The sequence below is a fragment of the Micromonospora sp. NPDC051141 genome, from assembly GCF_044455765.1.
In the GTDB taxonomy this organism is placed as follows: Bacteria; Actinomycetota; Actinomycetes; order Mycobacteriales; family Micromonosporaceae; genus Micromonospora.
Map to the genome: position 1 here is coordinate 78,054 of NZ_JBITFD010000008.1, position 24,319 is coordinate 102,372.

The window sequence follows — 24,319 nt, forward strand, 5'->3', positions numbered from 1 at the left end:
ATGCAGAACGACATTTCCGCCGCCGACGACGACGGCATCGAGCCCATCGCGATCGTCGGGCTGGCCGCCCGCCTGCCCGGCGCGGCCGACGTCGACGAGTTCTGGCGCAACCTGGTCGACGGCGTGGAGTCGACGACCGAGCTGACCCGCGAGGAGCAGCTCGCCCGGGGCGTCAGCGCCGACGAGGTCGACGACCCGAGCTGGGTGAACCGGGCCCCGCTGGTCGACGGCTACGACGAGTTCGACGCCGGCCTGTTCGGGATGACCGCCCGTGAGGCCGAGACCACCGACCCGCAGCACCGGCTGTTCCTGGAGACCTGTTACACCGCGTTGCAGGACGCCGGGTACGACCCGGGGCGCTACGACGGCGCGGTCGGTGTCTACGCCGGCAGCGGCGGCACCACCTACCTCAACCGCTACGTGCTGCGCAACAAGCGCGTCGGCGGCAACCCGCACGGCGCGGTCTCCATCGCCACCGGCAACTCGCCGAACTACGTGGCGACCAACGTGTCGTACCGGCTGGACCTGCGCGGCCCGAGCATGACCGTGCACACCGCCTGCTCGACCTCGCTCGTCGCGTTCCACCTGGCCTGCGAGGCGCTGCGCAACGGCGAGTGCGACATGGCGCTCGCCGGCGGCGTCAACATCGAGCTGCCGCACGCCGGCTACCTGGGCATGGACGGCTTCACCTCGCCGGACGGCCGGTGCCGGCCGTTCGACGCCGACGCCAACGGCACGGTGTGGGGCAGCGGCGTCGGCGTCACGCTGCTCAAGCGACTCTCCGACGCGATCGCCGACGGGGACACCATCCGCGCGGTGGTGCTCGGCAACGCGATCAACAACGACGGCGCCGGCAAGGTCGGCTTCACCGCCCCCAGCATCGACGGGCAGATGGAGGCCGTCGCCCAGGCCGTCGGGCTGGCCGGGATCGACCCGCGCACCATCAGCTACGTCGAGGCGCACGGCACCGGCACCGCGCTGGGCGACCCGATCGAGGTCGCCGCGCTCTCCGCCGTCTACACCAAGGACACCGACGACCGGGGCTGGTGCGGCATCGGCTCGGTGAAGTCCAACATCGGCCACCTCAGCCAGCCCTCCGGCATCGTCAGCGTGATCAAGACGGTGCTCGCCATGGAACACGGGCTGATCCCGCCGACCATCAACTACGAGTCGCCGAACCCGGCCATCGACTTCGCCGACACCCCGTTCTACGTGGCGAACACACTGACCAAGTGGGACGCCGACGGCGGGCCGCGCCGGGCCGGGGTCAGCTCGTTCGGCATCGGCGGCACCAACGCGCACGTGGTGCTGGAGGAGGCGCCGGCCGCGTACCGGGCCGAGCGGCGGGTGCGTCCGGCGCACCTGCTCCAGGTGTCGGCGAAGACCCCGACCGCGCTGGACACCGCCGTGCGCGACCTCGCCGACCACCTGGAGCGCGCCACCGCCGGCGGTCCCGACCTGCTCGCCGACGTCGCGCACACGCTGCGCGTCGGCCGGCAGCGGTACGCCCACCGCGCCGCCGTGGTCGCCGGCGACCCGCAGCACGCCGCCGCCGCGCTGCGCGACAGGCGCAAGGCGCACCGGGGCGTCGCCGACGGCCCGGCCCCCCGGGTGGCCTTCCTGTTCAGCGGGCAGGGCGCGCAGTACGCCGGCATGGGCGCCGAGCTGTACGCCGAGGACCCGGCGTTCGCCGCCGCCGTGGACGAGTGCGCCGAGCTGCTCCGACCCGAGCTGGGCCTGGACATCCGGGACCTGGTCCTGGGCCGGGACCCGGAGGCGGCGACGAAGCTCACCGAGACCCGTTGGACCCAGCCGGCCCTGTTCACCGTCGAGTACGCGCTCGCCGCCGCCTGGCGGGCCGCCGGCGTCACCCCGGCCGCGATGGTCGGCCACTCGATCGGCGAGTACGTCGCCGCCACGCTCGCCGGCGTGCTCGACCTGGCCGACGCGCTGAAGGTGGTGGCCGCCCGGGGCCGGCTCATGCACGCGCTGCCGGCCGGGTCCATGCTGGCCGTCACGCTCGACGAGTCGGTGGTGGCCGAGCGGCTGCCCGAGGGCCTGTCGGTGGCGACCGTGAACGGCCCCGGCACCTGCGTGGTGGCCGGCGAGACCGCGCTGGTCGAGGCGTTCGCGGAGAGCCTGGGCAGCAAGCAGAAGTCGAAGCTGCTGCGCACCTCGCACGCGTTCCACTCGCCGATGATGGACCCGATCCTGGACGAGTTCACCGCGTTGATGGCGAGCGTGCCGCTGCGCGCGCCGGCGGTGCCGTTCGTGTCCAACGTGACCGGCACCTGGATCACCGAGGCGGAGGCCACCGACCCGGCGTACTGGGCCGCGCACCTGCGCCGGCCGGTCCGCTTCGGCGCGTGCGTGGCCACGCTGCTCGCCGAGGGCACCTGGGCGCTCGTCGAGTGCGGCCCCGGCCGGCAACTGGCCAACCTGGCCCGGATGCAGGTCGCGAAGGCCGGCGAGGCGCAGCGCGCGCTCACCCCGCTGGGCAGCCTGCCCGGCCCGGGGGAGCCGACCGGTGACCTGGCCACGCTGCTCGGCACCGCCGGCGCGCTCTGGTGTGCCGGCGTGCCGGTGACGCTCGCCGTCGACCCCGACGCGCGCCGGGTGCCGCTGCCCACGTACCCGTTCGAGCGTCGCCGCTACTGGGTCGAGCCGGACCCGGTGGAGCAGGTGGCCGCGGCCCCGGTCGAGACCGGCCCGCGCCCGCTGCCGGAGTGGTTCGCGGTGCCGGTGTGGCGGCAGGCCGCGCCGGCCCGGACCGTCGAGCCGCTGGGCCGGTGCCTGGTGCTGGCCGACGGCCCGCGCGGCGAGGCGCTCGTCGCGGCGTTGCGGGCCGCCGGCGACGACCCGGTCGAGGTACGCGTCGGCGGCGTGTTCGCCGCCACCGCAACCGGCTTCCGGCTGCGCCCCGGCGCCCGCGAGGACGCCGAGGCGCTGGTCGCCGCGCTCGGCGCGGACCTGCCCCGACGGATCGTGCACGCGTTCGCGCTGGACGGCGAGCCGGCCGGCACCGACATCGCCGCCGCCTGGGCCGCCCAGGAGCGCGGCTTCTTCGGCGCGCTGCATCTGGTGCAGGCGCTCGCCGGCGCCGGCCTGACCGGCGACGAGGCGGGCGTCCGGCTCGACCTGGTCACCGCCGGCATCGGTGACGTGCGCGGCGACGACCTGGTCCGGCCGGAGCACGCCGCGCTGGCCGGGCTGGCCCGGGTGTTGCCGGCCGAGCTGCCCGGCCTGACCGTCCGGCTGCTCGACGCCGACCCGGCGGCGCGCGGCGTGGCCGCCCTCGCGGTGGAGCTGCGCAGCCCGGTCGACCCGGAGCACCCGGAGGTGGCGCTGCGCCGCGACCGGCGCTGGGTGGGCGGCTACGAGCAGGTGACCGTGGCCGCCGAGGACGAGCCGGGCGTGCTGCGCGAGGAGGGCCGCTACCTGATCACCGGCGGGCTCGGCGGCATCGGCGTCACGCTGGCCGAGGACTTCGCCCGCCGGGCCCGCGCCAAGCTGGTCCTGCTGGCCCGCTCCGGCCTGCCCGAGCGCGACGACTGGGACGCGCACCTGGCGGTGCACGGCGGCGCCGACCGGGCCGGCCGGGCCATCGCGGCGATCCGCCGGATGGAGGCGGCCGGCGCCGAGGTGCTGGTGCTCGCCGCGGACGTCACCGACGCCGACGACCTGCGTCGGGTCCGCGCGGAGGCGGAGCGCCGGTTCGGCGGGCTGGACGGCATCGTGCACGCCGCCGGCCTGCCCGGCGGTGGCATGGCCGAGGTCAAGGAGCGGGCCGAGGCGGAGCGGGTGCTCGCCCCGAAGCTGGCCGGCACGCTGGCCCTGGCCCAGGTCTTCGGCGACCTGCCGCTGGACTTCGTGGTGCTCTGCTCGTCGATCACGGCGGTGATCGGCGGCTTCGGTCAGGTCGACTACTGCGCCGCGAACAACGTGCTGGACGCGTTCGCGCGCTCCGGCGCCGGGTTCCGCGCGCCGGTGGTGTCGCAGAACTGGGGCGGCTGGGCCGAGGTCGGCATGGCCGTGGAGACGGCCGCGCCGGCCGCGTTCCGGGCCGCCGGTCGGGACACGCTGACCAGCCCGGTCACCCACCCGGTGCTGACCACCATGGTCACCGGCCCGGACGGCGTCGTGCTGCACGGCCTGGTCGCGGCCGACACCCACTGGCTGCTCGACGAGCACCGGATCGGCGGGGTGCCGGTGGTGCCCGGCACCGCCCACCTGGAGTCGGTGCGCGCCGCCGTGGTCGCCGCGCTGCCCGCGCCGGCCCCGGACGCCGCGGTGGAGCTGCGCGACGTGGTCTTCCTGGAGCCGTTCTCGGTGCCAGACGGCACCGTCGCGCAGTACCGGGTGGAGCTGGCCCCGACCGAGGAGGGTGTGGACTTCACCGTGGCCAGCCTCGCCGCCGGTCGGCTGCGCGCCCACGTGCGGGGCACCGCCGGCTGGGCCACCGAGCCCGCGCCGCCGGCCGCCCCGGCCGAGGTGGCCGGCCGGCGGGTCGACGACGACGCGTCGTTCGGCCGGGGCCGCACCAGCATGCTCACGTTCGGGCCGCGCTGGGCGGCGCTGGCCGAGCACCACCTCGCCGACGGCGAGGAGTTGGCCCGGGTGGAGGCGCCCGCCGCGGCGCTGGCCGACCTGCCGTCCTGGGGGCTGCACCCGGCGTTGCTCGACGTGGCCACCGCGTTCGGCCGGGGGCAGGGCGACGGCACGTACCTGCCGCTGTCGTACGGGCGGATCGTGGTGCGCGGGACGCTGCCGGCGACGTTCCACAGTCACCTGCGGCACCGGCCGGCCGCCACCGACGAGGTGGTCGCCGCCGACCTGTCGCTGCGTGACCCGGACGGTCGGGAACTGGTCGCGATCAGCGACTTCGTGCTGCGCCGGGTCGACCAGAGCGCGGTCACCGGCAACCTCGCCGAGACCCCGACGACGGCCGACGCGCCGGACGCGGTCACCGAGGACATCCGGCCGGTCGACGGCGCGGAGGCGTTCCGCCGCAGCCTCGGCGCCGGCCTCGGCGCGCAGGTGGTGATCGCCACCCGCACCGTCGCCGACATCCGGCGCCGGGCGGGCCGGGTCACCACGGACAGCCTGGCGGAGGAGACCGACGCCCCGGTCGTCGCGTCGGCCGCCACCGGCGGCGGCTCGGCCGCACCGCGTACCGAGCTGGAGAAGACGGTCGCCCAGGTGTGGCGGGACGGCCTCGGCGTCACCGACGTCGGCGTGGACGACGACTTCTTCGCCCTCGGCGGCAACTCGCTGGTCGCCGTGCAGCTCATCGCCGCGATGCGCAAGGCGACCGGGGTGCGGCTGCCGATGCGCAGCCTCTTCGAGACGCCCACCGTGGCCGGCCTGGCGGCCCGGATCGAGGAGCTGCGCGCCGAGGCGCCCGCCGACCAACCGGCCGCCCCGGCGGCGATCCCGGCCATTCCGCGGCTGCCCCGCGGCTGACATCCCCGACGGAACAAGGAGACACCGCACCATGAGCGAGACAACCGCCACGCTTCCGGTGGTCGTCGAGAACGACGGCCGGGCGCTGACCGACCTCATCGCGGCCCGGCGCGCCGAGCTGCGGGACACGCTCGTCGCCAGCGGCGGGCTGCTGTTCCGCGGCTTCGACCTCGGCGGCGTGGACGGCTTCGACGCCGCCGTGCGCGCGCTGGCCGGCGAGCCGCTGACCTACACGGAGCGTTCCTCGCCCCGGCACTCCATCAAGGGCCGGGTCTACACCTCGACCGACTACCCGCCGGACGAGGAGATCTTCCTGCACAACGAGAACTCGTACCAGGCGCGGTGGCCGTTGACGTTGTTCTTCTACTGCGTCACCCCGCCGGAGACCCGGGGCGCCACCCCGCTGGCCGACGTGCGCCGGGTGTACGAGCTGATCGACCCCGCGGTCCGGGAGGAGTTCGTCAGGCGTCGCTGGATGCTGATGCGTAACTTCCACGGCGACTTCGGCACCCGCTGGCAGGAGGTGTTCAACACGGAGAGCCGCGCCGAGGTGGAGGCGTACGCGGCGGCCAACGGCATCACCGTGGAGTGGGTCGGCAAGGACGGCCTGCGTACCCGCGCGGTCCGGGACGCGGTGCACCACCGGCCCGGCTCGGACACGCCGCGCTGGTTCAACCACGCCACCTTCTTCCACCTGAGCACGCTGCCGGCGGACTACCAGGAGGGGCTGCTGGCCATGTTCGGCGCCGACGGGCTGCCGTCGAACACCTACTACGGCGACGGCGGCGAGATCCCCGCCGACGTGATGGACCACCTGCGGGCCGCCTACCGGGCGGCCACGGTCCGCTTCGACTACCAGCGCGACGACGTGCTGGTGGTCGACAACATGACCGCCGCGCACGGCCGGGAGCCGTTCACCGGCCCCCGCAAGATCGCCGTGGCGATGGCCGAGGCGTACACCCCCGACACCGCTGGAGCGAACTGACATGGCCGAATCCCGATTCCTGGTCGTCCGCAACGACGAGGAGCAGTACTCGATCTGGTCGGCCGACCGGGAACTGCCCGCCGGCTGGCACGACACCGGCTTCGCCGGCAGCCGCGAGGAGTGCCTGGCCCACGTGGACGAGGTCTGGACCGACATGCGCCCCCGCTCGGTACGCGAGGCGCTCTCATGAGCCAGCGGGAGTGGACGTTCCCGGCCTCGTACGCCCAGGAGCGGGTGTGGATGGCCAACCAGCTCGACGCCGGCTCGCCGGTGTTCAACGTCTCCATCCCGTGGGCGTTCCCGGCCGACGTGGACGCCGAGGCGGCGAGCGAGGTGGTCAACCGGGTGGTGGCCCGGCACGAGGCGCTCCGGACCCACCTGCGCGTCGACGACGGCGCGCTGGTGCAGGTGGTGCGCGCCCACGAGCCGGTGCCGCTGCCCACCACCGACCTGAGTCACCTGCCGGCCGGCGAGCGGCTGGCCGAGTTCGAGCGGCTCCGCACCGAGCTGGGCCGCACCCCGATCCCGCTGGACGCGCCGCCACCGTGGCGGGCCCGGCTGTTCCGCCTCGACGACGCCTGGGCGCTGGCGTTCGTGGCGCACCACGCGGTCTTCGACAGCCACTCGGCGGTGCTGTTCCACGCCGAACTGGCCGCGTTCTGCGAGGCCGTGCGCACCGGCGCCGAGCCCGCCGTGCCGGAGCTGCCGATCCAGTACGCCGACTTCGCGGTCTGGCAGCGCCAGCAGCTCACCGGCGACGAACTGGACCGGCAGCTCGCGTTCTGGACCGGGCACCTGGCCGGCGCCCCGGCGGTCACCAGCCTGCCGCTGGACCGGTCCCGCCCGGCCCAGCTCGGCTTCGCCGGCGACGAGGTGCGCTTCACGCTCCCCGACGGGCTGCTCGACCGGGTCGGCGCGTTGGCGGTCGGCGCGCAGGCCACCCCGTACATGGTGCTGCTGGCCGGCTTCGCGGCGCTGCTGTCGCGGATCTCCGGCGACACCGACGTGGTGGTCGGCGTCTCCACCGCGGGCCGCGACAACCCGGAGCTGGCGTCGCTGATCGGGATGTTCGTCAACCCGGTGGCGCTGCGTTGCGACGTCTCCGGCGACCCGACCTTCACCGACCTGCTCGGCCGGGTGCGCAACGGCCTGATCGACGCCATGGAACACGGGCAGACCCCGTTCCAGAAGATCGTCGAGGCGGTGGACCCACAGCGTGACCCGTCCGTGCAGCCGATCTTCCAGACCGCGCTGAACTGGATCCCGGACTCCGGCCTCGATCCGGTCGAGCTGGGCACCACCAAGGACGACCTGGCGTTCGACATCACCACCGGGGAGAGCCGCCTGGTCTACCGGACCGCGCTGTTCGACCGGGCGACCGCGGAGACGGTGACGCGGCGCTACGTGCGGCTGCTCGCCGCCGCCGTGGCCGAGCCGGACCGCCCGGTCGGCGCGCTGCCGCTGCTCACCGACGACGAGCGGGACCTGGTGCTGCGCGCCGGGACCGGCGACGCGCACGAGCTGCCGGCGGCCACCGTGGTCGACGAGGTGCAGCGGCAGGCCGCCGCCACCCCGGACGCGTCGGCGCTGGTCTGCGACGGCGTGACGCTCAGCTACGCCGAGCTGAACACCGCCGCGAACCGGCTGGCCCGGCTGCTGGTGGCGCGCGGCGCCGGCCCGGAGACCCGGGTCGCGCTCGCGCTGCCCCGCTCCTGCGAGCTGGTGGTGGCGATGCTCGCGGTGCTCAAGTCCGGCGCCGCGTACGTGCCGGTGGACACCGCGTACCCGGCCGGGCGGATCGCCTACCTGCTGGCCGACGCCGCTCCGGCGCTGGTGGTGGCCACCGCGGACACCGCCGCGTCGGTGCCCGGCGACGCGCTGGTGCTCGACGGGGAGATCGGCGCGGACCAGCCCGGCGACGACCTCACCGACGCCGACCGGGTCGCCCCGCTGCGTCCCGACCACCCGGCGTACGTGCTGTACACCTCCGGCTCCACCGGCCGCCCGAAGGGCGTGGTGGTCGAGCACCGGGCGGTGACCGCGTACCTGGCCTGGGCCCGGGCGACCTACCCGGGGCTGGCCGGCGCCGCGCTGCTGCACTCGCCGGTCTCGTTCGACCTCACCGTCACCGGCCTGCTCGGCACGCTCACCGCCGGCGGCACGGTGCGGCTCGCCGCGATCGACTCGCCGGCCGCGCGGGCCGGTGGCCGGCCGTCCTTCCTCAAGGTCACCCCGAGCCACCTGCCGCTGCTCGACGGCGAGCTGTCGCCGACGGTCGACCTGGTGATCGGCGGCGAGGCGCTCAGCGGCGAGCAGCTCGCCGGCTGGCGGTCCGCGCACCCCGACGTGGCGGTGGTCAACGAGTACGGCCCGACCGAGGCCACCGTCGGCTGCGTCGCGGCCCGGATCGCCCCCGGCGAACCGGTCCCGCCCGGCCCGGTGCCGATCGGCACGCCCACCTGGAACACCGGCGCGCTGCTGCTCGACGCCGCGGGCCAGCCGGTCCCACCGGGCGTGGTCGGCGAGCTTTACGTCACCGGCGCGCAGCTCGCCCGCGGCTACCACGACCGGCCCGGCCTCACCGCCGAGCGCTTCCTGCCCTGCCCGTACGGCCCGCCCGGCACCCGCATGTACGCCACCGGCGACCTGGCCCGCTGGCGTCCCGACGGCACGCTCGACTACCTGGGCCGCCGCGACGACCAGGTCAAGGTGCGGGGCATGCGGATCGAGCTGGGCGAGGTCGAGGCCGCGCTGCTCGCCCACCCGGACGTCCGGGCCGCCGCGGCGGCGGTGCGCACCGACGGTGGCGAGCCGATGCTTGTCGGCTACCTGGTCGGGCCTGCCCATGAGGACTCGGTCCGCGCCGAACTGGCCCGCGAGCTGCCGGCGCACCTGGTGCCGGCCGCCCTGGTCCGGCTGGACACGTTGCCGTTGACGCCCAACGGCAAGCTGGACCGCGCCGCGCTGCCCGCCCCGGCGGCCGTCGAACCGGCGCAGGACAGCTACGTCGCCCCGCGTACCGAGGCCGAGGCGCTGGTCGCCGAGGTGTACGCCGACATCCTCCAGGTGGAGAAGGTCGGCGCGCTCGACGACTTCTTCGCGCTCGGCGGCAACTCGCTGCGCGGCATGCGGGCGATGGCCCGGATCCGCGCCGAGGTGGACGTCGACCTGCCCATGCGGGCGCTGTTCTCCAGCCCCGTGGTGGCCGACCTGGCCGGCCAGATCGAACAGCGGATCGCCGCCGAACTCGACGGCCTCTCCGACTCCGAGGTCGCCGCGCTGCTCGCGGCGGAAGAGGGAACCAACTGATGACCGACCTGAAGGATCCGGCCCGCGAGGCGGCCCGGCAGGCGCTGATCGCCAAGCGGTTGCGCGCCCGCCAGTCCGCCCCCGCGGCCCGGATCACCCCCCGGCCCGACGGCGCGCCGGTGCCGCTGTCCTACGCCCAGGAGCGGGTCTGGTTCATGGACCAGCTCGCCCCGGGCGAGGCGGCGTACCACATCGCGGTGCCGCTGCGGGTGCGTGGACCGCTCGACGTCGACGCGCTGCGCGCGGCCCTGGCCGCGCTCGCCGCCCGGCACGAGTCGCAGCGCACCCGCTTCCCGGCCGACGCCGACGGCCGCCCCACCGTGGTGGTCGCCGACACCCCGGACGTGCCGCTGACCGTGGTGGAGGCCGCCGACGAGACCGCCGCGCAGGCGCTCGTCGACGCGGCGGCGGCCGAGCCGTTCGACCTGGCGCACGGCCCGCTGCTGCGCGCGCTGCTGATCCGGCTCTCCGCCTCAGACCACGTGCTGTTCCTGGGCCAGCACCACATCGTCGGTGACGGCTGGTCGGTGGACGTGCTGCTGCGCGACCTGATCACGCTGTACCGGGGCGGCGAGCCGCCGGCCCTGCCGATCCAGTACGGCGACTTCGCCGTCTGGGAGGCCCAGGAGCTGGACGGGCCGCAGGCGCGGGCGCACGTCGACTACTGGAAGCAGCGCCTCGCCGGCATCACGCCGCTGGAACTGCCGCTGGACCGGCCCCGCCCGGCCACCCAGACCTACCGGGGCGACTTCGTCGAGTTCCAGCTCGACCCGGCGGCCACCGAGGCGCTCAACGCGCTCACCCGGGACAGCGGCGGCACGCTGTTCATGACGCTGCTGTCGGCGTACCAGGTGCTGCTGGCCCGGCACGCCGGGCAGGACGACTTCGCGGTCGGCGCGTCGGTGGCCGGCCGGTCCGCGCCGGAGCTGGAGAACGTGGTCGGCATGTTCATCAACATGCTGCCGCTGCGCGCCGAGCTGGCCGGCGACCCGACCTTCACCGAGCTGCTGGCCCGTACCCGGCGCAGCGTGCTCGACGGTTTCGAGCACGCCGAGGTGCCGTTCGCCAAGGTGGTGCACGAGCTGGGCCTGCCGCGCGACGTGAGCCGCTCGCCGGTGTTCCAGACCATGTTCGTGCTCCAGAACTACGAGATGGGCCGCTTCCGCGGCGTCTCCCGCTCCGACGAGGTCACGTTCGAGTGGACCCCGATGGAGTTGCAGGCCACCCGGTTCGACTTCGAGCTGCACGCGGTGGAGACCGTCGACGGACTCTGGGGCAAGCTGGTCTTCAACACCGACCTGTTCGACCGGGCCACGGTCGAGCGGATGGCCCGGCGGTGGACCGCGCTGCTGGACGCGATCGTCGCCGCGCCGGACACTCCGGTGTCCCGGCTGCCGCTGCTGTCCGACGTCGAGCGGGAGCTGCTCGCCGGCTGGAACGACACCGCGGCGGACTTCCCCCGCGACGAGACGCTGCACGGCCCGGTCGAGGAGCGCGCCGCCACCACCCCGGACGCGGTCGCGGTCACCATCGACGGGACCAGCCGCACGTACGCGGAGCTGAACGCCGAGGCCAACCGGATCGCGCACCGGCTGCGCGCGGCCGGTGTCGGCCCGGAGACGCTGGTCGGGGTGTGCGCGGAACGCTCGGTCGAGCTGGTCGCCGGCCTGCTGGGCGTGCTCAAGGCCGGCGGCGCCTACCTGCCGCTGGATCCGGAGTACCCGGCGGACCGGCTGGCCTTCATGGTCACCGACGCGGACGCGCCGGTGGTGTTGGTCCAGTCGCACCTGCGTGACGTGCTGCCGGCCACCTCGGCCACCGTGCTCGACCTCGACGACGCGACGGTCTGGGCCGACCAGCCGGTCACCGACCCGACGCCGGTGGCCGGGCCGGAACACCTGGCCTACGTCATCTACACCTCCGGTTCCACCGGCCGCCCGAAGGGGGTGCCGAACACCCACCGGGGCATCGTCAACCGGCTGGACTGGATGCAGCGGACGTACGGTCTCGGCGCCGACGACGCGGTGCTCCAGAAGACGCCGGCCAGCTTCGACGTGTCGGTCTGGGAGTTCTTCTGGCCGCTGCGCACCGGCGCCCGGCTGGTGCTGGCCAAGCCCGGCGGGCACAAGGACGCCGGCTACCTGCGCGACCTGCTGGTGTCCGAGCGGATCACCACCACGCACTTCGTGCCGTCGATGCTGACCGTGTTCCTGGCCGAGGAGGGCGTGGAGGCGGCCACCGCGCTGCGGCGGGTGATCTGCTCCGGCGAGGAGCTGCCGCTGACCTCGGCGGTCGACTTCACCGCCCGGCTGCCCTGGTGCGGCCTGCACAACCTGTACGGCCCGACCGAGGCGGCCATCGACGTCACCTCCTGGGCGTGTGAGCCGGACCGGCTGGCGCGGGTGACGAGCGTGCCGATCGGCGCGCCGATCGCGAACCTGCGGCTGCACGTGCTCGACGCGTCCGGGGCACAGTGCCCGGTCGGTGTCGCCGGTGAGCTGCACATCGGCGGCGTGGGCCTGGCCCGCGGCTACCACCGGCGGCCGGCGCTGACCGCGGAGAAGTTCGTGCCCGACCCGTTCTCCGGTGAGCCGGGGGCCCGGCTCTACCGCACCGGCGACCTGGCCCGCTGGGTCGTCGGGCCGGACGGCGCCGGGGTGATCGAGTTCCTCGGCCGGATCGACCACCAGGTCAAGCTGCGCGGCCTGCGCATCGAGCTGGGCGAGATCGAGAGCGCGCTGCGCGAGCAGCCCGACGTCACCGAGGCCACGGTGATCGTCCGCGAGGACAGCCCGGGCGACAAGCGGCTCACCGCGTACCTGGTGGGGGCGGCCGAGCACGCCGCGCTGAAGGCGGCGCTCAAGGACACGCTGCCGGAGTACATGGTGCCGGCCGCGTTCGTCACGCTCGACGCGCTGCCGCTGACCCCGAACGGCAAGCTCGACCGCAAGGCGCTGCCCGCGCCGGTGGTCACCCGCGAGGCGTCGGTGGCACTTGTCGAGCCGCGGGACGACACCGAGCGGGCCCTCGCGGCGATCTGGTCGGAGGTGCTGGGCGTGGAGACGCTCGGCATCGACGACGACTTCTTCGACCTGGGCGGGCACTCCATGCTCGCCACCCAGGTGGTCGCCAAGATCCGCAAGGCGGAGCTGGGCGGCCGGGCGGTCGGCGTGATGGACCTGTTCCAGAAGCGCACCATCCGGGACCTGGCCGCGTTCATCTCCGGCGACGCCACCCAGGAGGGGCCGCGCCGGCTGCTCTACGAGCTGACCAAGCCGATCCCGGTGGCCAAGCGGGTGCTGACGTACGTCTGCGTCCCGTACGGCGGCGGCAGCGCCATCGTCTACCAGCCGCTCGCGGACGCGCTGCCGGCCGGGTACGGGCTGTGGTCGCTCGCCATCCCCGGCCACGACGTAGGTCTGACCGAGGACGCGCTGCCGTTCGACGAGCTGACCACCCGGGTCGCGGACGAGATCGTGGAGCGGGTCGAGGGCCCGATCGCGCTCTACGGCCACTGCGGCGTGGGCAGCGCGATCGTCGCCGAGGTGGCCCGCAAGGTGGAGGCGGCCGGCCGGGACCTGGCCGCCGTCTACATCGGCGCGATGTTCCCGTTCGCCCGCCCGAAGGGCCCGTTCGCCGCCGCGCGCAACCGGCTGGAGCAGCTCCGCAGCAACAAGCACTACGCGAGCTGGCTGAAGTCGATGGGCGTGGACACCGACGAGCTGGACCCGGAGCAGGCCGACCGGATCATCAGCAACATGCGGGCCGACTCCCGCGCCTCGGAGGAGTACTTCACCCGGCTGCTGGACCGGCAGGCGACGAAGCTGCGCGCGCCGATCATCTCGGTGGTCGGCTCCGAGGACCCGGTCACCGACTACTACCGCGAGCGGTACGCCGAGTGGCAGTTCCTCAGCGACACGCTGGGGCTGGTCGTGCTGGACCAGGCCGGGCACTTCTTCCTGAAGTACCGCGCCGAGGAACTGGCCGAGATCGTCACCCGTACCCACCCCGCGGTGGTGGCCGGTGACCTCACCGGCCTGGACCCGGAGGCCCGGGGCGAGGACGCCGGCTGGGCGGTGCACGACATGCTCCGGGTCGGCGCGGACCGCAAGCCGACCACCACGGTCAAGCCGAGCATGGGCCGGTTCCTGGCGGTCACGACCGGGCAACTCGTCTCCAGCACCGGGTCGGCGCTGACCGCGTTCGCGTTGCCGATCTGGCTGTTCAACCGCACCGGCTCGGTGGCCGACCTCGGTCTGCTCTGGGCGTTGGCGCTGATCTGCGGCGTGCTCATGCTGCCGGTGGCCGGCGCGCTCGTCGACCGGGTCAGCCGGCGCCGGATCATGATGCTGGCCAGTTCCGTCGCCGGCTCGGTGCAACTGGTGCTGGCCGCCCTGCTGTGGACCGACAACCTGGTGCTCTGGCACATCTACCTGCTGGTGGCGTTCAGTTCGGTGGCCGGGTCGTTCCAACGCATCGCGTTCCAGTCGGCGGTGCCGCAGCTCGTGCCGAAGCGCTACCTCGGGCACGCGATGGGCATCACCCAGCTCTCCACCGGCGTGGCCACGCTGCTCATGCCGGCGTTCGCCGCCGGCCTGCTCGCCGCCATCGAACTCAAGGGCATCCTGATCGTCGACGTGGCCAGCTACGTGGTCGCGGTGCTCACGCTGGCCGTGGTCCGCTTCCCGGACCTGCTCGGCTGGCGGCCCCGGGAACGGCTGCTGGTGGCCATCGCGAACGGCATGCGCTACTCGTGGCAGCACCGCGGGTTCCGGCTGATGCTCGGCTACTTCGCGCTGGGCAACATCTTCCTGGCCCCGGCGCTGGTGCTCACCACCCCGCTGGTGCTGTCGTTCGGCAGCCCGACCCAGGTGGCGCAGGTCGCGCTCGCCGAGGCGGTGGGCGCGGTGCTCGGCGGCGTGCTGATGTCGCTGTGGGGCGGACCGCGCAAGCGCCGGATGATCGGCGTGCTGATCGGCAACCTGGGCACCGCGATCGGCTGTGTGCTGATCGGGCTGGACGCCTCGATCGTGATGATCTGTGTCGGCTTCTGCTGGCTGGCCATGGCGATGACCACCGCGCAGTCGATCTACGCCACCATCGTCCAGGTGAAGGTGCCGCAGCGCTTCCACGGTCGGGTGTTCAGCCTGAACCAGACCATCTCGTGGTCCACGCTGCCGATCGGGTTCGCGCTGCTCGCGCCGGCCGCCACCGCGCTGTTCGAGCCGATGCTCGCCCCGGGCGGGTCGCTGGCCGACAGCGTGGGCGCGGTGATCGGCACCGGTCCGGGCCGCGGCATCGGCTTCGCGTACGTCTGCTTCGGGGTGATCCTGATCCTGATCACCCTGGGCGGCTTCGGGATCCGGTTGCTGCGTCGCTTCGACCTGGAGGTCGAGGACTCCCTGCCGGACGACCTGATCGGCGCCCAGGAGCGGGAGAAGCGCCTGGCCGCCAAGGCGGAGACCCGGGAGGCCGTCCCGGTCTGACCGGGCCTGTTCCCACCCTGTTGATCAAGGAGTTCGCGTCGGTTCCCGAACCCAGGGCCGACGCGAACTCCTTGATCGTCGGAGGTTCAGTTCATGACGAGGTAGCGGCGCTCACCGGCGGGTCGGTAGCCGACGCGCTGGTACACCCGCCACGACTCCGGGCCGCCGGCCTCCAGCCAGGCGACCTCGGCCCCCGTGGCGAAGAGTCGCCTGGTCGTCTCGGCGGTGATCGCGCCGGCCAGCCCTCGGCGGCGGTAGGGCTCGCGGACGGCGATGCCGGCCACCTCGCTCACCCCGTCGGTGGGCCGGGCCGCCCCGCCGCCGCCCGCGCAGGCGCCGGACCCGGCGACCGCCATGACGGCCACGCCGCCGGCCTCCTGTTGCCGCCGGAGCCGGGCGACATCCGCGGCGGAGGCCGTCGCGGCCTCGCCGAAGGCGTCGTTCTGCGCGCCGATCAGCGCGGCACGCCGCTCGTCGTCGTCCGGTTCGACCAGGGCGACGTCGTCGGGCGTGGGTGGTGTCCACAGGGTGTCCGGCACACAGAGCAGGTAGGTGTGCCGGGCTTCCGGGACGAACCCGGCGGCGAGCAGCAGCAACTCCAGGGCGGGGGCGCAACTGACGACGTACTCCAGGCGGGGGCGACGACCCGCCGCCCGGAAGGCGTCGACCAGCGCGGTGACGTCGGCCGCGGTGACGGTCTCGCCCGGACGGGGCGTGGCGTAGTTGATGTGCGGGCTGGCCGTGGTCGGGTCGAAACCCACCACGAACGGCCCCACTTCCCGGGCCGCGGGGCGCGTCGACAGGGTGGCGACGACGCTCTGTTGGACGCGAGCATCCATGATCAACATAGCACCTCGATGCAGGAGAGAAACGACGGTGGGCGGACATGCGTCGGACCGCCGAACCGTTGCCGTACGGCGCGACGGGTCATCCGTCGCGCGGTCGACACTCAGGCGGCCGCTCGGCCTACCTGGATCACAGGCGTCATTCCCTCATGCGCGGTGCCACGCCGATCGCGTGGTCGGGGCAACGGTGCCGCACCCGGCGGCGGCCTGTCAAGCCTCGGTCGGTGCGGGTGTCGGTGCGGGCTGGCATGGTGGAGGCATGTGCCGGAACATTCGCGTGCTCCACAACTTCGAGCCGCCCGCGACCGATGACGAGATCGAAGCCGCCGCCGTGCAGTACGTGCGCAAGGTCAGCGGCGCCACCCGGCCGTCCGCAGCCAACCAGGCGGCGTTCGACGAGGCGGTCCGGGCCGTCACGGCCGCCACCCGCACCCTGCTGGACAGCCTCGTGACGACGGCGCCCTCCAAGGACCGCGAGGTGGAGGCCGCGAAGGCCAGGGCACGTGCCGCCGAACGGTACGGGCCGCGGACACCGTCCTGAGTCGATCCGTCGCGCCGCCGACCCGGGGCCGCGGAACGCGACCCGTCGGCCCGGGTGCACGAGCCGCCCGCGTCAGGCGGCCTCGTCGGCGGCGGCCTCGTCGGCGGGCACCTCCGCCGGGTCCGTGATCCACGCGGAGTAGACGGGCAGGGCGTGCCACGGGCCGCCGGCGGCGTCCGTGGCCACCGCCACCACCGCGTACGGGTGGCCGAAGCGCAGGTCGGCGACCCGGGCCACGCCCTCCGGAGGCAGCCCGGCCACCATCCCGAACGCGGTCACCGCGGCGGCCTCGAAGCCGTAGCGACCGAACCGGGCCGCCGCCGACTGCGCCGCGGAGAACGGCGGCTCGGCCAACCCGAGCAGTCCGCCCAGCGCCCGCGCCGCCGCGTCGAAGCCGAACCCGGCCGACGTCAGGTCGTGCCGGCTCTCCGCCGCCCAGCACGGCAGCACGGCGGTGGCGCGCTCCTCCCGGCCGTCCCGGGCGAACGTCCGGGTCGGCTGCTCACGCACCGTCCAGAGCGGGCTCTCGCCCAGCGGCAGGTCGAACAACGACCGCTGCCCGGGCACCGGCCCGTCCGGCACGTCGGCGACGGTCACCGCCACCTGCTGCGCGGCGGCCAGCACCGCGTCGGACGGCACCCGCGGCGCGGCGGCCACGGACACCACAAGCATGCCGGCGCCGTCGTCGCCCGCACGCGCCGGCGCCACGTGCACCGCGACGTCCCCGGCCCGCTCGGTGCCCACCACCGCGCAGCGGTGCCCGACCGGGGGCGTCCGCAGCACCTGCCGCAACCGGCCGGCCCACGCGCTGCCCGCGCCCAGCTCCCCGGCCGGCGCCAGCTCGAACGGGTCGGCCCAGGACACCCGGGTGGCCAGCGCGTTCGCCAGGACCAGCAGCGTCTCCGGCGCGACGTCGACCGGGAACCGCCGCACCAGGCCGCCGGTGCGTTCCCGGGCCCACGCGTCCAGCGCCGCCTGGTCGGGCAGTGGTCCGCGCTCGGTCCGCTCGGGCAGGCCGGCCCGCCACCGGGTCAACTCCTCGAACGGTGTCCGCTCCCACAGCGCGGTGGCCGCGGCGACCATCGGGTGCGGCGTGCCCAGCAGCGCGCGGGCCGACGCGGCGGCGTCGTCCGGGTCGACCCCGAGCGCCTCGCCGAGCGTCGCCCGGGCCTGCCCGGTGGCGGCCGGACCGGTGAGCGCCAGCAGCAGCCAGGCGCCCAGCGGCGACGCGACGTGGTGGGTGTCGCCGGCGGCGGCGTGCAGCCGCTCGGCGTACCGGGCCAGGGGGGTGTGGAGTGGATTCACCCGTCCCACTCTGCCGGTTGACGCGCCCGTCGGCACGCCGGGCTCAGGACCACAGTTCGAACGGCTCGTCAATCTCCGCGCCGGCCAGGAACGTCGGCAGCAGCTCCGGCAGCCGGCCGGGATAGCACCGTGGCCGCTCCGCGAGCACCTCGGCCACCGGCCACCAGCGGAATCCGAAGTAGTCCTCCACCTCGTAGTCCATCCGCTGGGCGCCGTCCACGTCCGGCCCCGGCCCGGGCAGCCGCACCGGCACCACCACCTCGTCCTGGAGGTGCCGGCGCTGCCGGTGCCGGAAACTGGCCCGCCGCCGCCAGGTGGGTGCGCCGATCTCTTCCGGCGCGACCACGATGCCCGTCTCCTCGCGCAGCTCGCGCACCGCCGCCTCCCGGTACGTCTCACCCGGGTCCAGCCCACCTCCCGGCAGTTCCCACCACACGCCCAGGTCGGGATGCTCCGGGTCGCGGGTGTGGAACAGCAGCAGCCGGTCGGCGGTGTCGAGCACCACCAGCCGCACGGCGCGGCGCTCGAACAGCGGCAGATCGCGTGGCAACTCCATGCCGGGCAGCGTAGACAGGGTCCCGCTCAGCGCCTCCGGGCGCGGAAGGGGACCCGCGAGGCGCGGGCCGACACGGTTGGCGCCGCCTGTTCGGCCCGGCACCGGGGACAGCGCACGCGGACCCCGGGCGGCCGGCCCGGCGCGCGCAGGCGCTGGCCGCACCGGCAGGCGAACACCACCGACCGCACCATCCGCAGGTACTCCGCCCGCTCCCGCCGGGGCCACCGGCCGTGGCAGCGCCGGCACAGCCGCGGCGGAAAGCTGTGGTACCAGGCCATCGCGGCGGCGCCGGCGAGCATCACCGCCCCGGACGCCGCGAGGCCCAGCGGCGCGGTCAGGGCCGGCAGCGCCGCCGCCGGATCACCCGCCCACGCGGTACGCACCCCGACCGCGACGAGCAGCACGACCACCGGTACGCCGAGCACGGTCGCGGTGAATCCCCACCCGAACACGAGCACGCCGAGCACGAACACCGTCGTGGCCCGCCGCGGCGCCCACCGTGCCACGCCGTACCCACCGCAGCGCGGGCAGTCCGGCGGGGCCGGGTGCGGCACGGACCGCAGCACCCTCGGGGCGAGCCAGCCGAGAAGCAGCTTCAGCAGCTCCTCGGCCAGCTTCGTGACAAGCGCCTGAAGGAATGCACCCACGGTCGTCCCCCTCACCTCCCGCCATCGTGGCCGCCGCCGGCGCGCGGGGGCGAGCGCGGCGCGCGACGGGCATCCGACACCGTCCGGATCTGGGAGGATGGCGGCCATGTCGCAACTGTTCGGGGAGACGGCCGACACCTACCACGAGGCCCGACCGGGCTACCCGACCGCGCTCGCGGACGCGATCCGGGACTACCACGGCGGCGGACCCGGCACGCTTGTCGAGATCGGCGCCGGCACCGGGCTGGCCACCGCCGTGCTGCTCGGGCTCGGCGCGACCACGACCTGCGTCGAGCCGGACGCGCGGATGGCCGAGGTGCTCGCCGAGCGGTTCCCGGGCGTGCAGGTGGTGACCGCGAGCTTCGAGCAGTGGGCCCCGCCGGCCGGCGGCGTCGACGTGCTGGCCTGCGCGATGGCCTGGCACTGGCTCGACCCGGCCACCCGCAACCGGCGCGCGCACGACGCGTTGCGTCCCGGCGGCACGCTCGCCGTCCTCAGCCACCGCTACGCCTACGTCGAGTCGGCGCAGGCCGAGGCGATCCGGGCCGCGTTCACCGCCGCCGACCCGGGCGACCGGGGCGACCGGGCCGACGGCTGGTTCCACGACGACATCGCCGACAGCGGTTGCTTCACCGATCTGCGACTGTCCCGGTTCCGCCGGTCGGTGCCGCTGGACACCGCCGCCTACCTGCGGCTTGTCGACACGTTCTCACCACAGTTGCGCCGCCCGCCGGAGCTGCGCGAGCGGGTCCGCGTCGCGGTCGGCGCCGCGGTCGACGGCTTCGGCGGCACGGTCCTGCTGGACCTGCGCACCACGCTCGTCCTGGCCCGCCGCCCGGCCTGACCGTCCGCCTGGCCCGCCACCCGGACCGCCGTCGGGGTGCCCGGCCCGGCCGGGGTCAGTCGGCGTCGATCACCCGGGCCACCTCCGGCGGCACCGGGTACGGCCGTTCCCGCGGGAGCAGCGCCGCCGCGCCGGCCTCGTCGCCGGCGGTGAGCCGGCCGTGCACCGACCGGGCCAGCGCGGTGACGTCGGTGAGGCCGACCAGCCACTCGTCGACGTACCGCCGGACCGCCTCGCCGGAGAGTCCCACCTGCACCGACCGGTGGGGCAGCGGGGCCAGCCGCAGCGACCGTTCCGGGTCCCACTGCACCCGGACCGGGCTGGCCCGCAGGGCCCGACGCCACGCGTCCCGGTCCGGGTGCAGCCGCGGGTCGTGGTCGCTGAGGCAGGCGTGCCGAAGCGCCCACTCGAACCCGGCGCGGCTGATCTCGACCGCGAGCACCCGTTCCTGGCCGGGCTTGAGCGCCCAGCCGCAGCGGTACATCATCCAGCGGAACGACGGCTTGATCCAGGTCATCCGCTCCCGCTTGAACGGCGGCACGAACCGGCCGGCGGCCAGCGCCGCGTCGGCGATCTCCGCCGGGTACGCCTGGTAGACGGTGACGGTGCCGTCGGTGAAGGCGGCCCGGATCTGGTGGCGGGGAACGGTCACCGCAGCATGGTGGCGAACCGGGCGGTGGACCGCCACCGGTTTCCCCCGCGCGCCGACCCGCTAGGCTGCCGGCCGTGGCAGGTCTGTTGAGGAACGTGGCGTCCCGGCTGGGTCGGATCACCGGGGGCGCCGCCGCGCCGGTCCGCCCGGGTGGACCGATCCCGGCCCAGGTCGCGCGCCGACGCCAGGTCAGCGCGTTGCAGCGCCGCGAGCTGTCGTACGCGCCGGAGCCGGACGGGCAGGCCGACCCGGGGGAGATCGTCTGGACCTGGGTGCCCTACGAGGACGACCCCCGGCAGGGCAAGGACCGGCCGGTGCTGGTGGTGGGCCGGCAGAGCCGCACGCTGTTCGGGCTGATGTTGTCCAGTCAGGGCGAGCGGGACGGCCAGCGGCACTGGCTGTCGCTCGGCCCGGGGGAGTGGGACCGGGACCGACGGCCGAGCTGGGTGCGCCTGGACCGGGTGCTCACCATGCGCGAGGACAGCATCCGCCGGGAGGGCGCGGTGCTGGACCGGCCCCGGTTCGACCGGGTCGGCCAGGCGCTGCGCGCCGGCTACGGCTGGCGCTGAGCCACCGGCCGGGAGTTCACCCCCGCCCGGCGCACCGGCCGGCGTTGACCGTGTGCCGGGTCAGTGCTCGGCGACCAGTTGGCGGGGTGGGCGGACGGCGCCGAGCGTCTTCGCCTCGTACATGGCCGCGTCGGCGCGGCACAGCGCGTCGGTGAGCTGGGTGGGGCCGTGCACCGGGGCGAGCCCGACCGAGGCGGTGACCCGGATGCTGCGCCCGCCGAGCGGGATCGGCGCGGCCAGCGCCTCGCAGAGCCGGCGGGTGGCGTGCTCGATCCAGCGCCGGTCGGCGGTGGGGCTGGCCAGCAGGCCGGCGAACTCGTCACCGCCGAGTCGGGCCACCAGGTTGTTGCCGGCGAAGGCGGCCAGTCGTTGGGCCACGCTGACCAGCACCTGGTCCCCGGCGGCGTGCCCGTAGCGGTCGTTGATCTGTTTGAAGCCGTTCAGGTCGAGCACCACCGCCACCAGGGGCTGCCCGGCGGGATCGGTGAGCAGGGTGGCGGCCAGCCGGAAGAAGGCGCGGCGGTTGGGCAGCCCGGTGAGCGGGTCGTGGCTGGCGGCGTGTCGCTCGGCGGCCAGCTCCGCCTGGAGCAGTTCCAGCTCGGCCTCGGCGCGGACCGCCCGGCGGCGGAGCTGCCAGGCGGAGAGCAGCGCGCCGGCGGCGGAGATGCCGGAGGCGACGGTCATCGGATCCGGCACGCGCCCTCCTCACCAGTCCCCGGCCGCGCTCAGCGGCTTTCGAGGGCCGGGTTCAGGTCACCGAAAGTGAGCGACCCGGCACACCGTAGTTCGGTTATCATGCTCGCTGTCCATTGCAGATGCAATAGCAGATGCACGTGCATTCCAAACCTCAGTCGACAGACGTCGCCACCCACCGCACCTCCCCGCGGCCTCGGCTGGCTCTTCCCGAAGGACGCCCATGCAATCGCCCCCGAACGGCGTACCCGTGACCGAGTTGCCCCCGATGCAGTGGTTGAAGAGTCGCCGCAGCAATCCCAGCGGCAACTGCGTCGAGCTGGCCGAGCTGCCCGGCGGCAGCGGCATCGCGGTGCGCAACTCGCGCCACCCCGACGGACCGGCGTTGATCTACACCGTGGACGAGATCGAGGCGTTCGTGCTCGGCGCCCGGGACGGGGACTTCGACCACCTGATCCCGCCGTCCCGTAGGCGGGACTGATTCCGCCGTCTGGAGGAGTTCACCTCACTGTCGGTTCATGGCATGCTTACTCGTCGGCCGGGAGGGCACCCGGTCGGGGAGCAGCCGGGATGCGAGGGCGGTCAGGTGGTCACGGTGCCCGTCGAGGGTGGACCGACAAGTGGTCCCACGGTGCTGCGCATGCTGCTCGGCGCGCAGCTGCGCCGCCTGCGGGAGGGCGCCGGGGTCAGCCGGGAGGGCGCCGGCTGGGAGATCCGCTCCTCCGAGTCCAAGATCAGCCGGATGGAGCTGGGCCGGGTCGGCTTCAAGGAACGCGATGTCGCCGACCTGCTCACGCTCTACGGCGTCACCGCGCCGGACGAGCGCGCCGCGCTGCTCAAGCTGGCCCGGGACGCGAACAGCCCGGGCTGGTGGCACCGCTACGGCGACGTGCTGCCCGCCTGGTTCCAGTCCTACCTCGGGCTGGAGGCCGCCGCCGCGCTGATCCGCACGTACGAGGTGCAGTTCGTGCCGGGCCTGCTGCAGACCGCCGCGTACGCGCGGGAAGTGATCCTGCTCGGGCACCGCGGCGCCGCGCCGATGGAGCTGGACCGGCGCGTCGACCTGCGGATGGAGCGCCAGGAGCTGCTGCGTCGCGCCAACCCGCCGCAACTGTGGGCGGTGCTGGACGAGGCGGTGCTGCGTCGGCCGATCGGCGGCGCCGCGGTGATGCGTGAGCAACTGGACGCGCTGATCGAGGCGACCGCCGCGCCGCACGTGCGGCTCCAGATCGTCCCGTTCACCGCCGGCGGGCACGCCGCCGCCAGCGGTGCCTTCAGCATCCTGCGCTTCGGCGACGAGGACCTGCCCGACATCGTCTACATCGAGCAGTTGACCAGCGCCATCTACCTCGACAAGCGCGACGACCTCGACTACTACGCCGAGGCGATGGAGCGGCTGTGCGTCGAGGCCGCGCCGCCGGAGCGCACCCCGGAGCTGCTGGCCCGGGTCCGCGACGAGCTCTACCCGGCCTGACCCCCGCCCCGGCGGGCTATACCATGACCGGCGACCAGAGACAGTGGACGCACGTCCGCCCCACAACGGTGGCGTGCGAGTCGTGGAGGCGGCCTTGACCAGCGAGACGAGCGGCACGGCGACCGAGCCGGGCCACCCGGCCGACCGGATCGACACCTCGGTGGCCCACCCGGCCCGGCGGTACAACTACTGGCTCGGCGGCAAGGACAACTTCCAGGCCGACCGGGAGTCCGGCGACGCGATGGCCGCCGCCTTCCCGACGATCCGGCTCAGCGCGCTGGAGAACCGGCGGTTCCTGCGGCGCGCGGTCCGGCACCTGGCCGCCGAGGCGGGCATCCGGCAGTTCCTCGACATCGGCACCGGCATCCCGACCGCGGACAACACGCACGAGGTGGCCCAGGCCGCCGACCCGCGTGCCCGGGTGGTCTACGTCGACAACGACCCGATCGTGCTGGCCCACGCCCGGGCGCTGCTCACCAGCTCACCCGAGGGCGCCACCGCCTACCTCGACGCGGACCTGCGCGACCCGGAGAAGATCCTCACCCACCCCGACCTGCGCCGCACGCTGGACCTGTCCGAGCCGGTCGCGTTGATGCTCATCGCGGTGCTGCACTTCGTGCCGGACGCGGACGACCCCTACGCCACGGTCGCCCGGCTGCTGGACGCGCTGCCGGCCGGCAGCTACCTGGTCGCCTCGCACGCCACCCACGACCACCTGCCGGCCCCGCTCGCGAACGAGGCGAGGGCGGCGGCCCGGGGCGGCCCGCACGGCACCATCAACCTGCGCGGGCGGGACGAGTTCGTGCGCTTCTTCGCCGGCCTCGACATGGTCGAGCCGGGCGTCTGCTCGGTGGCCGAGTGGCGCGCCGACGGCGAGCCCGAGCCGCGGCCCTCGGCGGCCGACGTCAGCATGTACGGCGGGGTGGCCCGCAAGCCCTGACCGACGCGCC

At 74.7% G+C, this 24,319-nt stretch carries 17 protein-coding genes; 11 read left to right on the forward strand and 6 right to left on the reverse strand.

Annotation, left to right across the window (positions count from 1 at the left end):
- Genes ACIA6B_RS16995 through ACIA6B_RS17015 form a run of 5 tightly spaced genes read left to right on the forward strand, consistent with a single transcriptional unit; the run spans position 1 to position 15,243 of the window.
- A complete protein-coding gene (locus ACIA6B_RS16995; protein WP_396774274.1) occupies positions 1–5,463 on the forward strand; it encodes an SDR family NAD(P)-dependent oxidoreductase in 5,463 nt (1,820 codons plus the stop codon).
- 31 nt (positions 5,464–5,494) lie between these two features.
- Positions 5,495–6,448 carry a TauD/TfdA family dioxygenase gene (locus tag ACIA6B_RS17000; protein WP_281940522.1) on the forward strand — a complete coding sequence of 318 codons (954 nt, stop codon included), beginning with the start codon at positions 5,495–5,497 and terminating at the stop codon, positions 6,446–6,448.
- 1 nt (position 6,449) lies between these two features.
- Positions 6,450–6,638, forward strand: a complete 189-nt coding sequence (locus ACIA6B_RS17005) for an MbtH family NRPS accessory protein (RefSeq protein ID WP_043324625.1) — start codon at positions 6,450–6,452, stop codon at positions 6,636–6,638.
- Entirely contained in the window at positions 6,635–9,757 is a 3,123-nt protein-coding gene (locus ACIA6B_RS17010) for an amino acid adenylation domain-containing protein (RefSeq protein ID WP_396774277.1), read from the forward strand. The genes ACIA6B_RS17005 and ACIA6B_RS17010 overlap by 4 nt, the downstream gene beginning before the upstream one ends.
- Entirely contained in the window at positions 9,757–15,243 is a 5,487-nt protein-coding gene (locus ACIA6B_RS17015) for an amino acid adenylation domain-containing protein (RefSeq protein WP_396774278.1), read from the forward strand. Before ACIA6B_RS17010 ends, ACIA6B_RS17015 begins: the two co-directional genes overlap by 1 nt.
- Positions 15,244–15,329: 86 nt before the next feature.
- On the opposite strand, the gene ACIA6B_RS17020 is transcribed toward ACIA6B_RS17015, so the two are convergent.
- A complete protein-coding gene (locus ACIA6B_RS17020) occupies positions 15,330–16,082 on the reverse strand; it encodes a GNAT family N-acetyltransferase (protein ID WP_396774279.1) in 753 nt (250 codons plus the stop codon).
- 265 nt (positions 16,083–16,347) lie between these two features.
- Here ACIA6B_RS17020 and ACIA6B_RS17025 point away from each other — a divergent pair, with 265 nt between their 5' ends.
- Positions 16,348–16,629, forward strand: a complete 282-nt coding sequence (locus tag ACIA6B_RS17025) for a DUF2277 domain-containing protein (RefSeq protein ID WP_396774281.1) — start codon at positions 16,348–16,350, stop codon at positions 16,627–16,629.
- Positions 16,630–16,701: 72 nt separating this feature from the next.
- Here ACIA6B_RS17025 and ACIA6B_RS17030 read toward each other — a convergent pair whose 3' ends face one another.
- From ACIA6B_RS17030 to ACIA6B_RS17040, 3 genes are read right to left on the reverse strand one after another with little or no spacing between them, the layout of a single operon-like run.
- A complete protein-coding gene (locus tag ACIA6B_RS17030) occupies positions 16,702–17,934 on the reverse strand; it encodes a hypothetical protein (RefSeq protein ID WP_396774282.1) in 1,233 nt (410 codons plus the stop codon).
- A gap of 43 nt (positions 17,935–17,977) precedes the next feature.
- Positions 17,978–18,490 carry an NUDIX hydrolase gene (locus ACIA6B_RS17035; RefSeq protein ID WP_396774284.1) on the reverse strand — a complete coding sequence of 171 codons (513 nt, stop codon included), beginning with the start codon at positions 18,488–18,490 and terminating at the stop codon, positions 17,978–17,980.
- 26 nt (positions 18,491–18,516) lie between these two features.
- A complete protein-coding gene (locus ACIA6B_RS17040) occupies positions 18,517–19,137 on the reverse strand; it encodes a hypothetical protein (protein ID WP_396774285.1) in 621 nt (206 codons plus the stop codon).
- Between the two features lie 106 nt (positions 19,138–19,243).
- Here ACIA6B_RS17040 and ACIA6B_RS17045 point away from each other — a divergent pair, with 106 nt between their 5' ends.
- Complete coding sequence (locus tag ACIA6B_RS17045; protein ID WP_396774287.1) at positions 19,244–19,981, forward strand: class I SAM-dependent methyltransferase; 738 nt, start codon at positions 19,244–19,246, stop codon at positions 19,979–19,981.
- Positions 19,982–20,036: 55 nt separating this feature from the next.
- Here the strand turns inward: ACIA6B_RS17045 and ACIA6B_RS17050 are convergent, their stop codons facing one another.
- Positions 20,037–20,633: a DUF4291 domain-containing protein gene (locus ACIA6B_RS17050; RefSeq protein WP_396774289.1), complete on the reverse strand. Its 597-nt coding sequence runs from the start codon at positions 20,631–20,633 to the stop codon at positions 20,037–20,039.
- 74 nt (positions 20,634–20,707) lie between these two features.
- On the opposite strand from ACIA6B_RS17050, the gene ACIA6B_RS17055 reads away from it, so the two are divergent.
- The gene (locus ACIA6B_RS17055; RefSeq protein ID WP_396774290.1) at positions 20,708–21,202 is read left to right on the forward strand and encodes a type II toxin-antitoxin system PemK/MazF family toxin; all 495 of its coding nucleotides are present in this window, start codon (positions 20,708–20,710) and stop codon (positions 21,200–21,202) included.
- Between the two features lie 60 nt (positions 21,203–21,262).
- Here ACIA6B_RS17055 and ACIA6B_RS17060 read toward each other — a convergent pair whose 3' ends face one another.
- Positions 21,263–21,898 (reverse strand): GGDEF domain-containing protein, encoded by a 636-nt coding sequence (locus tag ACIA6B_RS17060; RefSeq protein ID WP_396774292.1) that lies wholly within the window; start codon positions 21,896–21,898, stop codon positions 21,263–21,265.
- Positions 21,899–22,118: 220 nt separating this feature from the next.
- On the opposite strand from ACIA6B_RS17060, the gene ACIA6B_RS17065 reads away from it, so the two are divergent.
- The 3 genes from ACIA6B_RS17065 to ACIA6B_RS17075 all read left to right on the forward strand — a co-directional run bounded on the left by ACIA6B_RS17065 (position 22,119) and on the right by ACIA6B_RS17075 (position 24,309).
- Positions 22,119–22,376, forward strand: a complete 258-nt coding sequence (locus ACIA6B_RS17065; RefSeq protein ID WP_281940544.1) for a DUF397 domain-containing protein — start codon at positions 22,119–22,121, stop codon at positions 22,374–22,376.
- Between the two features lie 105 nt (positions 22,377–22,481).
- A complete protein-coding gene (locus tag ACIA6B_RS17070; RefSeq protein ID WP_107155467.1) occupies positions 22,482–23,369 on the forward strand; it encodes a helix-turn-helix transcriptional regulator in 888 nt (295 codons plus the stop codon).
- A gap of 94 nt (positions 23,370–23,463) precedes the next feature.
- Positions 23,464–24,309 (forward strand): SAM-dependent methyltransferase, encoded by an 846-nt coding sequence (locus ACIA6B_RS17075; RefSeq protein ID WP_396774295.1) that lies wholly within the window; start codon positions 23,464–23,466, stop codon positions 24,307–24,309.
- Positions 24,310–24,319 lie beyond the last annotated feature (10 nt).